Source organism: Mesorhizobium sp. B2-4-18, from assembly GCF_006441385.1.
Lineage (GTDB): Bacteria > Pseudomonadota > Alphaproteobacteria > Rhizobiales > Rhizobiaceae > Mesorhizobium > Mesorhizobium australicum.
Genome location: NZ_VFUW01000012.1, coordinates 67,578 through 81,617, shown reverse-complemented (window position 1 = coordinate 81,617; position 14,040 = coordinate 67,578). Strand labels below are relative to the sequence as shown.

The following is a 14,040-nucleotide window of genomic DNA, read 5'->3' as shown; positions in this document are numbered from 1 at the left end:
CCTTTCTTGGTGCTGCTAGAATCGATGACGCTACTTTGGCGGATGAGCGGACCTGCGTACTAAAGCGCGGCCGAAACTGTTCCGAAAAATTCCGAAACGTCTAATATGGCGTGATGCAACGGGTTCACCTCGCCTTTGGTCCGTTCGTGCTCGACCCTGAGAAGGGGACGCTCCTGCGGCAAGAGCTACCGATCTCCATCGGGCATCGCGGCATCACGCTGCTCGCCACGCTTGCAGCGCGGTCCGGCGACATCCTGACCAAGGCCGAGCTGATGGAAGCTGCCTGGCCGGGTCTGGCGGTCGAGGAAAGCAATCTCACCGTCCAGATTGCGACGCTGAGGAAGGCGCTCGGCCCTACCGACCAAGGTGGCGACTGGATCGCCACCGTGCCTCGCGTCGGCTACCGTTTCACCGCGCCTGTCGAGCGCGTGGAAGGTTCAGTGCAGCGACGGATCGCGCCGTCCGGCAAACCCACCATTGCCGTGCTGCCCTTCGCCAATTTGAGCGGCGATCAGGACCAACACTATCTGAGCGACGGCATTACCGAAGATATCATCACCGAACTGGCGCGATACCGGTCGCTCGTGGTGATCGCGCGCAATTCATCTTTTCAGTTTCGTGGACCAGCGCCGGACCCTGCGGAAGTCCACCGGCAACTCGGCGCGCGCTACGTCGTCGAGGGCAGCGTACGACGGCTGGGGGACCGCATCCGGATCACGGCGCAACTGATCGACGGGGCCAGCGGCTTCCATTTGTGGGCTCAACGCTACGACAGGGCGCTTGAGGACGTCTTTTCGGTTCAGGAGGAGGTGGCGGCCCTCCTGGCTTCAACCGTCCAAGGCGCTGCCGAGGCAGATGCGACTAACCGCTCGCGGCGAACGCCGCCGGTCGATTGGGCCGCCTACGACTACTACTTGCAGGGTCGCGCGCACTACCATCAGTATGAAATGGACAAGGGCGAATCCATGTTCGCCCGGAGCGCCGAACTCGATCCGGCTTTTGCTCAAGGTCATGCCTATCTGGCGCAGTGCCTGGTTGCGCGCTTCTGGTATGACCACGATCCTCGTACGCTGCAAAGTGCCTTGCAGTCTGCGCGCACGGCGCTCCTGCTCGACCGGAATGACGGCATCTGTAACCAGAGCATGGGTCTTGTGCTTGTACATATGCGCCAGCATGGGGATGCCGGACTGCATTTCCAGCAGGCCCGGACGCTCAATCCGCACGACGTCAACATTGCCGGAGACTATGCAAGTTGGCTTAACTACGGCGGTCAGCCTCAGCAGTCCCTAGCGGTCCTCGAAAGGGCCATACTGCTCGACCCGTTGCCCCCGGTCTGGTTCTGGGAGGTGAAGGGCAGCGCGCTCTTCCTGCTCGGCCGGTACGCCGAGGCCATCGACGCTTATCGGAAGGCCGGCGACCAGTTCTTCATCCATGCCTTTCTTGCGGCGGCATACGCACATCTGGGCGAGATGGCAAACGCGCATGTCGCAGTCGAGGCCACACTGAGCCGGCAGCCGGACCTCTCGCTTGGCTACCTTGCCCACCTTCCTTTCGCAGACCCGTCATCCTTCGAGCTCTTCCTCTCCGGCTTCAGAAAGGCCGGCTTTTTATAGGATCCACCGAGAACTCATCGCTGCATTTGGGTGCATGCGAGCAGTAGAAGGACGACGGCGATGACAACCTCCCATACTCTAGGAACCTGACATGCGGGGTCATTGTTGGATCAGATCATCGTCGAGCGACGCACTCATGCTACTTTGGCAGACTGTCCACTTTCGAGCGAGGTAACGTTCGCCGAACCATCCGAGATGGGGGGCATTGCTGACAGGCAGCCTTGGTGCCGAAGGCTGCCTGTCAGCTTCCGCGCAGCCAAGATGGAAAGGCAGATATTCGCCTGAAGGGGCGGCCGCCCGAAGCTCACCCATGTCGGACGGGCTGGAAGAACTCGAGGCCGTCGCTTATCGATGGCCAAGGATGTTACAGGTGCGCGCCATCCTACGATCGACGCTGTGCCGTCCGGAATTATCTGTCGCTGTCCGGAATTAAGCCGGGCTGCGAAGGTCGTGTGCGGCGGCGTTTCGGCGCTCGTGTAGAAGCCTGAGCACATCGCTGCCGCATGACATGCCGCGAAGCGTGGTCTCGATCCAGGGAAGACGAATGCTGCCGATGCCGCTGGTAGAGGCAGCGCAGTTTTGGAGAAGGTGGCAAAGCGCGCGAAGGGAGGTGTTCTCACCGTAGATGACAATCGCATCGTAGGCGTCGGCTCCCTCAACGTTGTGTTCGGCGCCTATCCTCATGCAGTCCTCCCGCGTCGGCTGCCCGATCTCGAAACGCATGCCGATACGGCTTTCGATTTGATCCATGGCGTGGGTATCACGCCTGGTGCCAGCTAATCGATGAGTGTTGCCAGCGAGCAGTAAAGCGAAACCGCAGCGCTCCTGAAGGTGCAGCAGCTCCCGCAAAACAGTGGGTGTGAAGTTCTGATATTCGTCGACCAGCAACGGACGCGTCGGGCCGTATCGGGCGCCCAAAAAGTTCATGCAATCCTTCGCAAGATCATATGCGTGCTTGCTGTCCTTTTGGACGCCGTAGGCGTCGTGCAGCATCAGGAACATCGGCCTGATAGCCTTGGTATGCTGCGCAACCTCACAGTAGGCAGCTCCTCTTTGGGCGGCTATCCAGTTGAGTGCTACAGTCTTTCCGAGTCCGGCATTGCCGACCGCAAGCACCGGATATCGCATCTTGACCGCCGTATCGAAGGCAGCTCGCACCGTGAGCGCGGTGCGGGTTTCGATAAACGTCATCCGACGATCCTCTTCGCCAAGTCCATCTGAGCGGCTATGCGCTCGTCCTGTTCGTGTAGGCTCTCCTCGGAGGTCGAAGGCCTCTTCGGCATAACGATCCGCGCCGTCCGCTTCGCCGGGTCGTAAGAGACGATGCCGACGGGTTCGTTGGGAACCGTGTCAGGCTGGGCTTCGCCGCGTGCAATCAGGCGTGCAGCCACATTGATATCAGGCGCTGACAGATCGAGATCACGCACCGCCTGCCGATGCACCTTCGCGCGTTCGGCTGAGGTTTTTGCGCCGCGCTTATCGAGCGGATGGAATTCGACATCGGGAGAGGCTATGCCGACTCGTTCACCATGCCGGTCAAGCAGCAGCAACTCGGCCGGTGTGTGATAGGCCGGCACACGGACCAAATCTTCTCGTACTGGTAAGCTTGCAATTCCGGGCATGTCCAATGACGGCCACCGACCGATATCCCACCCTGAACAACCGACCGCTCTTCGGTTCGCGCACATGCCGCGCGCACTTCATCGCGGCTCATCGCAGTCGGCGCCCATCCGGCCTCAAGGTGTTTTCGGAATGTGGCTTCAGGTGAGAGACCTTTGAGCGCGCTCTTCTTGCCCTGCGCAGTGTGATTATAGGTGCGCACGAAGCCTTCTATGGCCGGCACCACATCTTCGAACGCGCCGAACGGAGCAACCGTCCTGCCGATCGCCTCCTGCTTCTTGCTCATTCGGTTGCCGCCGATGTGGCCGCGCGCCGTGCTGAAATAGCGCGTCTCCAAGTCACCGAATAAACGCTCAATCGGCTTTGCGGAGGCGTTGTAGGGCAAAGCATTGATGACGTGGGTTGATCGGGACGGGCCATGGAAGCCCGGCACGGTAAGCTGCATGGCATCGTCCAGAAAGGCGGCGAAGCCGAATTCTTTGCCGTTGTCGAAGTAGAGCGACTGCGGCATGCCCCACGCTTCGATCATGGCTGCGAAGACTTCGATCACGTCGCGGTTTTGCACGCCGCCGCGCTTTTCGAAAAAGATCAGCCCGATCCAGAGGCGCTGCGTCGCCCAGTCTAAGAAGCCGATCAGTCTAGCAGTGGCGACTGTGCCGTCAGGACGAGTGAGGTGAATGTCCACAGGGTGAACATCGCCTACCACCAACTCCATCGGCTGCATGCCGGCGAGGGTGCGACGGATGCGCGGCCGGCGATCATCATAGGCCTTATGGTCGCGCTTAAACCGGTGGACGTTTCGGAAGTGGAGCTCCGCCGAGACGAGTTCGGTTGGGATAGGAAAAGCGCGCTCCAGCACGTTGGGATCGCCGGGACGGAAGCCCCAGGCCCGAGTCGCGTCGATCAGGAACTTCTCGGCTTCTTGCAGGGTGTGGCCCCACGACATGCCGCCTTTGAGCAGGCCGCGGATTTCCTGTTTTAGGTCCTCCGCGATTTTCGCCTTGGTGGGGGCGTCGAACGGGACCAGCTTGTCCCACTTCCGGCTTATGACGACACGCTTCTTGCCCTTGTCTGATCGACCATGCCGTCCGACCTTCATGCCTTCGTCAAAGCGTGCGGCATGACGCTGTAGCGTCCGCAGGGAATAGCTGACCGCCCTACCCTCCCAGTTCCGCGTCGAGTTGGCTGGATGCTGAAGCGCTGGCCTCAGGTAATCGAGCCACCATGCGTGCTCCGCCGTCCTGTCGATGATCGATTTCGAGTGGTTTTCAACGGGCGTTTGAGAGGTCTTTAAGCGCTGCTGGTATTCGAGCGGCAGAGACGTCGAATTCACCTGATATTGCTCCCCGGCGTTCCCGCCGCGCCGACAATTGACCTTCCGCTTGGCCTTAGGTTCCCAATCTTGGCCGTAATAAGCTCAATCAAAACATCTCCTTAAGGCCAGTCGGGAATTGATTGTCGTTGGGGCACATTGGTAACCTGTTGTCCGAAAGGCATTGGTAACCTCTTCGGCACGAAAGCAGCGGGAAATCATCCACTTAGCAGTCCAGCCGACGACAGATAATTCCGGACGCCATAGCACTTGGGGATTCATGGCACTCAGCCCCCACCGTCCGCCTGTCGTTCCAAAGCGGCGCCAAGGTCCCAGCCCCGGACGTAATGCTCTGTCCTGGTGTGGACCTCAAATGACCCGTCGCGAGCATAGAGCTGCTTGGTCGCATATCGAGCAATGCTGGTATTCAGTGCGGCGACCTGGTCGCGGCCATGATCTCGTTGTGGAGGCTGTTTGACAAAAAGCCCGACCAATGCGAGCTCCGGCGAGATCGTGAACATAACGATTGTATTTTGGACGCCAAACCCTGGCGAGTAAGGCGTCGGCCTACCGTCAACCCAATTTAAGATCACCGGATCGTCGGACGTCGCGTAGGTGCAACCAGGCGCAGCCGAGACGAAAGACCAACTCCGGCGAGCCAGTTGCTCAACAGCCGTCGGGACCGCGTCGAGCTCCAATTCAATCAGGTAAGTCTGATCGATCGCAACCTCATATTCGCCTCGATCGATGAAGTCCTTCATATCCTGGTAGTTGATGTCATCGCGGATTGGGACGCCATTCGCTCGCGCTTCCTTCACCGAATCGTTGAAGCGATTCTTATCCTGCAGCATCATTTTCATGATGGCGTTGACCATTTGCCGATGAAAGCCTTCCGTCATTGACCTGAACCGTGGATTGCGCACCGCCACGTTCCCCATCAGAAGCATGACCGAAGAAAAATGCGCTTCCGATGGGAAGCACTTCGCCTTTATCACCTCGGCGAGATGCGCTGAGATTTCACCCTCGATCTCGGCCATCCCGTCCTCGACGTGGTTCGGATCATAGCCCTCGACATCGATCCGGAAGAAGTGGCGCCGGCTACCGACGTTCCGGACCAATGTTTCAAACGATTTTCTCGTCGATTGATCGTAGCAGAAGACCTTAGCCTTCCGCTTGTCGCAGCCGACACTGAAATTGCGCAGATAGAATTGAGGTATGAAGTGGTGGTTTGCCTTCTCTGCCATTATTGCTCCCAATGCTTGCAGACTGTTGAAAGCCTGACTCCGTCGATTACTGCCGATATCGCCTAAGGATTTGGATGACAAATGGCTCTAGCTCTTTGTTTTAGCTGATATTGATAGCCGCCCAGCATCAGGTGCTTATGCCGCTCACCCTCACTGAGCAAAGGTCTCTTCCATCGCCCTTCAAAACTCGTGGTACTCATCTTGGCTCATAGCAAGAATCGGACCGGATCGTGGTCCGATTTTGGTTCGAAACATTTCCCGCCGGTTACTCGGCGCTATAGTGTTAAAATATTCCGTGGAAAATATTGATCCGGCGAAACGAGTGCATTTTCAATAAACTCATTTCGTGAAAATTGGCTGCAAGGTCGAATCGTTTCAGACAGCCCGTTTCTGGGTCTGCATCACCGAAGATGGCAGGCCTTCGCGGAACTGAAGTTGGCGGGGTGGAAAAGCGGGTTTGAAAAAAGGTGAGGATTCCTCTTTCCGCTTTTTCGCTCTTCGTCAGATCAACAGAGTACCAGATGACTGGATTGCCAAGGGAGAGCCCGGTGAAGCCACTGGCGGGATCGAACAAACAAGGCGAGCGCTACGTCCGGCCGGACGCGGTGACGGCCGAGATAGAGGCGGTCCTTGAATGGCCGCTGCCGCAGTCGTTTGCTTTGGCTGCAGCGGGCAACCTGCGGCCTCAGACGCTTGTTTACTTGATGCGAAACTGCAAGCCGAACCGACCTACTGCGCGATATGATGCCCTGATCGTTGCGTTCTTCTCAAGGCTGCAGCGGGCCGGCGCTCCAATGACAAGGGGTATGTCGGATCTAGACAGAGAGCGCGTAGACGATCTGGTCAAGAACAAAGCGCTGAAGTTGATAGAAACGGACCGCTTGGACATCTTCGAGATGAGTTTCAAGCTCGGTGCGGAGCGGCTTTATCTGACGGCAAAGGCCGCTGTCCGTCTTCGCACTAGGACAGAGGTCTCACGCGAGGACCTTATCGAACCGGGCTCCGACCTCACCGGCGAGGAGGCTGCGGATACGCTGGGCCTGGCCAAAGGTGGATCGATGCCTTTGGCGGAGGCCAGAGCGATGTTGAACCAGATCTACGAGATGCTCACCGAAAAGGAGCGCCTGGCAATATTCTACGTGCAGGAGGCTGGCCTGACCGAGAAGGAGGCAGCTGAGCAGATGGGCTGTACGGACCGCAACGTCCGATATTTGATCACGAGCGCGAGCCGAAAGGCACGGGCGAGCGAGGAGAGCGCGCCACGCCAAAGGCGCGGGAAAGAGTGAGGCCATGAGCAGCAACCAAATTCCTATGGATCAGCTTGACGATATACTGGCCGGCGTGCACATCGAACTTGAGGATGGCGCCACCGCCGACCGCATCAATCAGATCGCAAACGAGAACCCGCAACTGCGCGCAGAGATTCTGGCCTTTGCCGCCGAATGGTTCGCTTCGGATGGAAGTGATTTGTCGGACGACATCCTCACCGTCGAACAGACGGTTTCGGAACATGCAATATTGTTGGAGCGCTTTTGGCAGTTGACAATGCCTACTGCGGCCGACCCGTTCGAGAAACTATCGACTGACGACCTGCAGGCATTGGCTGAGCGATGCCGCGTCGACCTGGTTATCCTTCGTCAGCTTGTAAGGGGTCGCATCGACGAGACCACCATTCCGGGAAAGTTGATTACCTGGCTCGCAGACGCCACCGGCGCGAGGATGGCAGACGTCTGGTCACATCTGGAATCGGGTCAAATCAACGCCGCAGCCGATTATTTCGCGCCTTCAGGCAGGCGCACGGGCACAAAGGTAAGCTTCGCCGAAGCGATTCGAAGTTCGGGCCTCAGCCCAGATGACAAACAATTTTGGCTCGCGCACCTGGAAGCTTGATTGGACCAGTTTGCAGCAATTCGCGCACTTGCTCGGGCGCTCAGGAAGGAAGCCGCACTGTCGGATTCTCTGACTGCGATCGAGGTTGCTCGTGGGTCGGCAAAACATCTCGGTCTCACCATCCGACCACATGATCCGGACTACCATGAGCTGGACGGTGCGCATGGCGCGCTCGACCGTCAATTCAAATTCATCTTCGTGCGCAATGACCTGGCCGATGACGAACTGGCCGAGGTGCTCGCCCATGAGATTGGTCATTTCAAAGTCCATGATGGCGTGGAGAAGGGTTACTATCCCCGCTCGGAAGCGAATGGCGGGGATCCCAACCAGCGCATTGAGACTTATGGCATCAAGGAGCGCCGGGAGGCCCAGGCCAACAGTTTTGGACGAGAGCTGGTTTTGCCGCGGCCGCTTGCCAAGCAACTATTTCTGCAAGGAATGAACGCCAGCCGCATCTCTGAAGACCTCAAGGTGCGCTATGACACCACGCTACAGCAACTTGCCGACGGCCTGCTTCTACCTGACGTACAGCCCACGGCCGAGACGTCAAGTCCCGCAAACGACAATTGCAATGAGTCACAGGCACGCGCGGTCGATCATCGCGGATCGCCATTCCTGCTTGGGGCCGGGCCGGGAACCGGAAAGACCAAGACCCTCACCGCCAGGATCGTCTCCCTGATTAAGGACAAGGTCCCGCCAGAGAAGATCCTGGCTCTCACGTTCTCGAACAGAGCCGCACTGGAACTGGCCGAGCGGGTCCAGCGCGTAGCGGGCTCAAGTGCCGTCAATGTCTGGACCGGAACATTTCATGCTTTCGGATTGGACACCATCCGCAAGCACCATGCGCTCTTCGGTGTCTCGGACGATCCAAAGATCGTCGACGCCAGTGAAGGCGTGGCAATGCTTGAGGAGGTCCTGCCAGCGCTTGATCTGAAGCACTACCTCAATCTCTTCGAGCCGGCGCTGGTGCTTCGCGACATATTGCGAGCGATCGCACGCGCCAAGGACGAATTGTGGAGCTGGAAAGACTACGCGCGGGCTGCCGAACAGATTCGCGCGAGGGCACAGTCGGATGACGACGTGATGGCTGCCGAAAAGGCGCGCGAAGTCGCGCTGGTCTACGAGCACTATCAGAACCAGCTCATCAAGGACCAGGCGGTCGACTATGGCGATCTGATCATGCGACCGACACTGTTGATGCGCTCGGACCAGGATTTTCGGGAGGGAATGCGCAAGCGCTTCACCCACGTCCATATAGATGAATACCAGGACGTGAACCGCGCCAGCGCGATGCTTGTCAAGGAAATCGTTGCCGAAGGCAGCAATCTGTGGGTCGTAGGCGACGCCCGTCAGTCCATCTACCGGTTCCGTGGCGCATCTGCGGCAAACATAGCCAGGTTTGAAGCCGACTACTCCGCGGGAACAAGGGACGGCCTGGAAGAGAACTATCGCTCAAGCGAAGAGATTGTCGAGGCCTACACGGCCTTTGGCGCCACCATGAAAGTCAGCGCCTTCGCAGGCACCAACACGCTGCATGCCGCAATCGGTTCGATCGGTGAGAGCCCGTCCATTTTTCCATGCGCCGACACCCAGACCGAGATGGACGTCCTTGCCGGGTCAATCCGCGAGCTCGAGGCAAGAGGCGTTTCGCTTCGCTCCCAGACTGTTCTTGCCAGAAGCAACGGCTCGCTTGCCACTGTTGCCGAGGAGCTCGAGGCACGGGGAGTACCCGTTCTTTATCTCGGACCGCTTTTTGAGCGCGCAGAGGTTCGCGATCTGCTTTCCCTACTTTCGATCATTTCCGACAGCGCAGGCACGGGCCTGGTGCGAATCGCTGGTCTTCCCGAATATCGCATTCCCCTAGAGGACGTGCTGAAGGTCGTCGGGGCCGCACGCACTACCGAGCAACGGGTTTTCGATCTTCTCAGAAAAATCGAGAGCTTTAGGGAAATTTCACCGGTCGGGCTTGCCGGACTGATGGTGTTAGCCCGTCACCTGCAAGGGACTACCCAAGGCACGACACCCTGGCTGGCGCTTAGCCGGTTTCTCTTTGACACAAGCGACTATGTAAGGACGGTTCTGTCGGGTCAGTCGCCGTCCGATGACTTGCGTCGGGTCGCTGTGCGCCAACTCCTCGATGCGTTGCGCGCCATGCCCCTCCACGGTAAGGGAACACCGATCCGCCGCGCCCTTGATCGCATCCGCCACATGATCATGCTTGCCGACGAGCGCGACCTCAGACAGCTTCCGCCCGAACTGAGCGGGCTGGACGGGGTGCGCCTTATGACCGTTCACGCATCCAAGGGCCTGGAGTTCGAGGCAGTCCACCTGCCGGGGCTTTACGCTGGAGCGGTTCCCGCACCAAACCGACCGCCGGCCTGCCCCGCGCCGGTCGGAATGCTTGGCTCCGAGGAGGAGCACGCTCACGAGGCGGAGGAGGAGTGCATCCTCTTTGTTGCTATGTCGAGGGCAAAGAGGCACCTCAGACTCTATCGGCCCACCACGCGAAACGGCCGGAAGGCCAATCCATCAAAATTTCTCGAGCGTGTTCCCGTCGGCCCGGGTCATTCTATCGCCGGCGTGATCCGCAAATTGCCCCCGCCGAGCTACCCCCCTATTCGCCTTCCGGCTGCCCCTGATGAGCTGACAGCAGATGATGTGGAGCGCTACTCGCAATGTCCGCGCCGCTTCTTCTACGCGCGCGTCCTAGGCCTGTCACAGCGATCCAAGGCAGGCGCATATCTTGCCGCACATAGCTGCGTGCAAAAGGTGATCGCCTTCGTTCGCCAACTCGGCGAAGGCGTCGAATATGATCGCGCCGAAGCCGCCGCAATTTTTGACCAGGCGTGGCATGAATGCGAGCTCGAAGAGCACATGTTTGGCGCTGCATATCGCAAGCTGACTATGTCAATGCTCGATCGGTTGCACGCTTCGGCTGCTGGAGCGGCCGCCACCAATGGCCGCCTCTCCACGTCCATTGGTGGCGAGACCGTAGGCCTGGAGGTAGACCGTATCGTTCGCGACGGCGACAACCACGTTGTCAAGACAATCCGTTCGGGGCGGCAATCGGCCGGCGATGCGGATCGGCTGTCAGCGACCCTTCTTCTCAAAGCCGTCGAAGAGACGCTCGGCCCCCAAACGCGTGTCGAGAACCATTACCTGCTCCTGGGCTCAGTCCTTGAGATGGGCCAGACAAAGGCGAAGTTCGACAAGCGTCTGGGCGACTGCGAGGCGGCGATCGCAGATATCCGGAACGGGCTCTATGAGCCAAGGAAGGACGATTTCCGCTGCCCGCGCTGTCCTTACCTCTTCATTTGCGCCGCCCCGAACGCCGAAGCCTGACCGGGACCCTTTCTTCGGCAGCACCGTTTTGGCGGCCGAAGCACCAGCGGCGAAACCAATCCTCTAAAAAATCTTGGCAGCTGCCTTTCCGCTTTCGTTGAACTCAGCCGATCCAATGTTCAAGGGCGGCCTGTTGCCGTGCCGGAATAGAGGAAACTGATAGATGAAAACTGTAATCTTTTTCGCGGCCGGAGCCGAGCCTCTCGATCGCCTCGAACTGGAAGGGGCTGCCGTCGTCGGAGATCTCCTTGCCGTGGTGAAGGAGCGCGGTATCGATGTCGCCGAGCTCCTGATTTTCAAGGAGGACGACGACGAGCCCCTGGAACACCACCACCCGCTCCATGGGCATGATCACCCGGTGTTCCATGCACACCGTTGCCGCAAAGTCGACGTCACCGTCCACTACAAGACGGAAGCCTTCAAGCACAAGTTTGCGCCCTCGGCGACGATCGCAAAGGTAACCCGCTGGGCCGTGGAAAAGGCGGGCCTTGGCAAGGAGGAGGCCGAGGAACACGTCCTCCAGATCCATGGCAGCCGCGTCCAGCCGCCCCAGAATGCGCATCTGGGCAGCTTCACCGGCGAAAGCTGCACCGTGGTGTTCGACCTGGTCCGCAAGAAGTTGGTGCAGGGCTGATGGAAGCTTTGGCGACGGCCGAGGAAAGGGCGTTCCGGGAACACCTGAAGCGCCCTGATTTCCAACTCGGCACGATCAAACAACAATGGCGCCTGCTGCGCGTAGCGTGGCCGACCGCCGACTTCGCTATCAGAGCGCGCGATGGCACCGAATGGGGGTTCCGTTTTCTTCTGGACGGTTATCCAGTGCAGCTGCCGAACGCCAGGCCTTGCGACATAGAGACCGGCGCGCCGCTTGCCGCAGGATATTGGCCCAAGGGAGCGGGCCGGGTGGCGGCGGCCTTCAATCCCAACTGGAACGCCGCAGCCCTCTATTTGCCATGTGACCGGATGGCGTTGCCCGGCCACGAGCAGTGGATCGTGGAACACCCCGAACTGCTCTGGAAGCCCGCCCGCGGAATTGTTCATTATCTGGAGATCATCCATGACCTTTTGGCTTCGTTTGCTTATTTCGCGCCTGTTCGGCCGGCCGCCTGATCTTTCCATCTCGGCTGGCCTCTGGGTCGAGCTGCTTGAGGGGCTGCGCGTGCGAGGCGGCAATCGCCGTGAAAGCGGCGCCTTCCTGCTCGGGCCGACTGCAGCGCACCGTAGGGTCAGCTCTATCGTGTTCTACGACGAGATCGATCCTCACGCGTTCGATACCGGCATCATCGAGATCGACGGCGGCTCGATGGCGGATTTGTGGAACATCTGCCGTGAACGTGGCGAAGTTGTCGTGGCCGATGTTCACACCCATCCCGGCAGTGCCGGGCAAAGCGAATCTGATCGGCTGCATCCAATGATCGCCGAGCCGGGTCACATCGCAATGATCCTGCCTCGCTTTGCCGCCGAGCCGATCAGCTTCGAGGAGATCGGGCTCTACCGCTACCTGGGCCGTTTTCGCTGGACCGCACTCAAACGGTCGCTTCTGCGGCCCACACTGCGCATAGAAGGAATAATCTATGGCTGAAGATATCATTGATACCCTGAACAGGTCCGCCAAGCTCTTCATGGATCGCGGCACGGCCGCTACCGCGGAGGAAGCCCAGCAGCAGTTGCATTCTTTCCGGATGCATCTTTTCATCGGCGAGAGCGCAGCCTCGAGCCCGACCCATCAGGCGGCGCTGCTCACCGCTCTCAATTGCGCTCGCCGCACCTTTCTTGGCGGCGTTACGGTGTCGGGCGCCCCAGACGCGCGTTTGACTGTGCCGGTCGTTGCCGGTGCGACCCTGGCTGACGCAGTAGGACACCTTCAGGGCATCGTCGTCGAGAACATCCCGCAAGGCGTTCCGCTTGTCAGCATCGGAGCTCCGCCGGCGGTCGATCGCGCGGGTTTTGCTATCAGAACAACATTCGAAGGCTGGCGAGCCGGCCTAGTGCCCTTCGGCGCCCCTGCCCTCGCCGACTGTGCCGAGTTTACTCCCTCTGGCGTGCTTGCTGGAGCGCTAGCCGTGTCGGAAGTCTTCGCCCATTTCGATGGCGAGCCGATGGCGGGACACCGACCAATTGGGATGTCGCTGTGGGACCTCAAAGGGTCCGCCGATTGGAGATCGCCGACGTCTGATGGACCCGCCGTGGCACAGTTCCCATCGGATTTCTGGGTGATTGGGCTTGGCCATCTCGGCCAGGCTTTTCTATGGACGATCGGCCTCCTTCCTTTTGCCGATCCGTCAAATGTCCGCATCTTCCTTCAGGACGTCGACCGGGCCGGGCCGTCGACCGAGAGTACGTCCGTTCTCACTTTCGCTACAGACGCTGGGCGGCTGAAGACCCGCGTCTGCGCTGACTGGGTTGAGGCCCGCGGCTTCCAGTCCAGGCTCGTCGAGCGGAGGTTCGCTTCCGACCTGCGTGTTGGCCACGACGAACCCCTGCTGGCGCTTTGCGGAGTGGATAACCCCCAGGCGCGGGCCATCCTCGAAGGCGCGGGCTTTGCGACGGTCTTCGAGGCCGGCCTCGGTAGCGGCGTGGAGGATTTCCGCCTGATCAGAACCCATAGCTTCCCGGCACCAAACAAGGCGCTCGATATCTGGGCCGACGACCCGGAGATGGACGAAGCGGGGCATCAAGGAAATGCGCCCGTTGCCCTGGCTGGGCGCCCGCCTGCTTATAAGGATCTTCATGATCGCGGCGATCTCGACGAATGCGGCCTGACGCGGTTGGGACAAGTGGCGGTGGGCGCTCCCTTTGTCGGTATGATTGCTGCTGCCGTCCTGATTTCGCAAACGATCCGGATGGTCGCTGATGGCGTTCGCCCGACCGTCGTCAATTTGGATCTTAGGGCACCACAGCATCGTAGCCTGGTGCTGCGCGAAGCTCATGACATCGTTCTGTTTGGCACGGCCGGATTGGCCTGAGGAGGATGTCCGCCCACCCGAGATACAACTTCCCTCGCCCGCTCTGCATCACA

Annotated in this window: 13 protein-coding genes; 8 read left to right on the top strand and 5 right to left on the bottom strand. The window is 59.6% G+C overall.

Annotated features, from left to right (window positions below):
• The first annotated feature begins 113 nt into the window (after window positions 1-113).
• On the top strand, window positions 114-1,613 hold the full coding sequence (locus tag FJ527_RS24965) for a winged helix-turn-helix domain-containing tetratricopeptide repeat protein (protein WP_140620237.1): 1,500 nt from the start codon (window positions 114-116) through the stop codon (window positions 1,611-1,613).
• Window positions 1,614-2,042: 429 nt separating this feature from the next.
• Here the strand turns inward: FJ527_RS24965 and FJ527_RS24960 are convergent, their stop codons facing one another.
• From FJ527_RS24960 to FJ527_RS24945, 4 genes are all read right to left on the bottom strand, one after another.
• Window positions 2,043-2,804: an AAA family ATPase gene (locus FJ527_RS24960; RefSeq protein ID WP_140620235.1), complete on the bottom strand. Its 762-nt coding sequence runs from the start codon at window positions 2,802-2,804 to the stop codon at window positions 2,043-2,045.
• Window positions 2,801-3,190, bottom strand: a complete 390-nt coding sequence (locus FJ527_RS24955) for a hypothetical protein (protein ID WP_210241266.1) — start codon at window positions 3,188-3,190, stop codon at window positions 2,801-2,803. The genes FJ527_RS24960 and FJ527_RS24955 overlap by 4 nt, the downstream gene beginning before the upstream one ends.
• Window positions 3,124-4,566: a hypothetical protein gene (locus FJ527_RS24950; protein WP_140824287.1), complete on the bottom strand. Its 1,443-nt coding sequence runs from the start codon at window positions 4,564-4,566 to the stop codon at window positions 3,124-3,126. Before FJ527_RS24950 ends, FJ527_RS24955 begins: the two co-directional genes overlap by 67 nt.
• A 266-nt stretch (window positions 4,567-4,832) precedes the next feature.
• Window positions 4,833-5,789, bottom strand: coding sequence for a DUF4238 domain-containing protein (locus tag FJ527_RS24945; RefSeq protein ID WP_140620229.1), 957 nt, complete (start codon window positions 5,787-5,789; stop codon window positions 4,833-4,835).
• A gap of 548 nt (window positions 5,790-6,337) precedes the next feature.
• Here FJ527_RS24945 and FJ527_RS24940 point away from each other — a divergent pair.
• From FJ527_RS24940 to FJ527_RS24930, 3 genes are read left to right on the top strand one after another with little or no spacing between them, the layout of a single operon-like run.
• A complete protein-coding gene (locus FJ527_RS24940; RefSeq protein WP_181166473.1) occupies window positions 6,338-7,075 on the top strand; it encodes a sigma factor-like helix-turn-helix DNA-binding protein in 738 nt (245 codons plus the stop codon).
• 4 nt (window positions 7,076-7,079) lie between these two features.
• On the top strand, window positions 7,080-7,679 hold the full coding sequence (locus tag FJ527_RS24935) for a hypothetical protein (protein WP_140620225.1): 600 nt from the start codon (window positions 7,080-7,082) through the stop codon (window positions 7,677-7,679).
• Window positions 7,680-11,021: a UvrD-helicase domain-containing protein gene (locus FJ527_RS24930; RefSeq protein ID WP_140620223.1), complete on the top strand. Its 3,342-nt coding sequence runs from the start codon at window positions 7,680-7,682 to the stop codon at window positions 11,019-11,021. It begins immediately after the preceding gene.
• A 103-nt stretch (window positions 11,022-11,124) separates the two neighbouring features.
• Here the strand turns inward: FJ527_RS24930 and FJ527_RS24925 are convergent, their stop codons facing one another.
• Window positions 11,125-11,388, bottom strand: coding sequence for a hypothetical protein (locus FJ527_RS24925; RefSeq protein WP_140824285.1), 264 nt, complete (start codon window positions 11,386-11,388; stop codon window positions 11,125-11,127).
• Between FJ527_RS24925 and FJ527_RS24920 the strand changes: the two genes are divergently transcribed.
• From FJ527_RS24920 to FJ527_RS24905, 4 genes are read left to right on the top strand one after another with little or no spacing between them, the layout of a single operon-like run.
• Window positions 11,380-11,655 carry a hypothetical protein gene (locus FJ527_RS24920; RefSeq protein WP_140824284.1) on the top strand — a complete coding sequence of 92 codons (276 nt, stop codon included), beginning with the start codon at window positions 11,380-11,382 and terminating at the stop codon, window positions 11,653-11,655. The genes FJ527_RS24925 and FJ527_RS24920 overlap by 9 nt on opposite strands.
• Entirely contained in the window at window positions 11,655-12,131 is a 477-nt protein-coding gene (locus FJ527_RS24915) for a hypothetical protein (protein WP_140620219.1), read from the top strand. Before FJ527_RS24920 ends, FJ527_RS24915 begins: the two co-directional genes overlap by 1 nt.
• Complete coding sequence (locus tag FJ527_RS24910; RefSeq protein WP_140620217.1) at window positions 12,079-12,603, top strand: Mov34/MPN/PAD-1 family protein; 525 nt, start codon at window positions 12,079-12,081, stop codon at window positions 12,601-12,603. Before FJ527_RS24915 ends, FJ527_RS24910 begins: the two co-directional genes overlap by 53 nt.
• Window positions 12,596-13,987 (top strand): thiamine biosynthesis protein ThiF, encoded by a 1,392-nt coding sequence (locus FJ527_RS24905; RefSeq protein ID WP_140620215.1) that lies wholly within the window; start codon window positions 12,596-12,598, stop codon window positions 13,985-13,987. The genes FJ527_RS24910 and FJ527_RS24905 overlap by 8 nt, the downstream gene beginning before the upstream one ends.
• The last annotated feature ends 53 nt before the right edge of the window (window positions 13,988-14,040 follow it).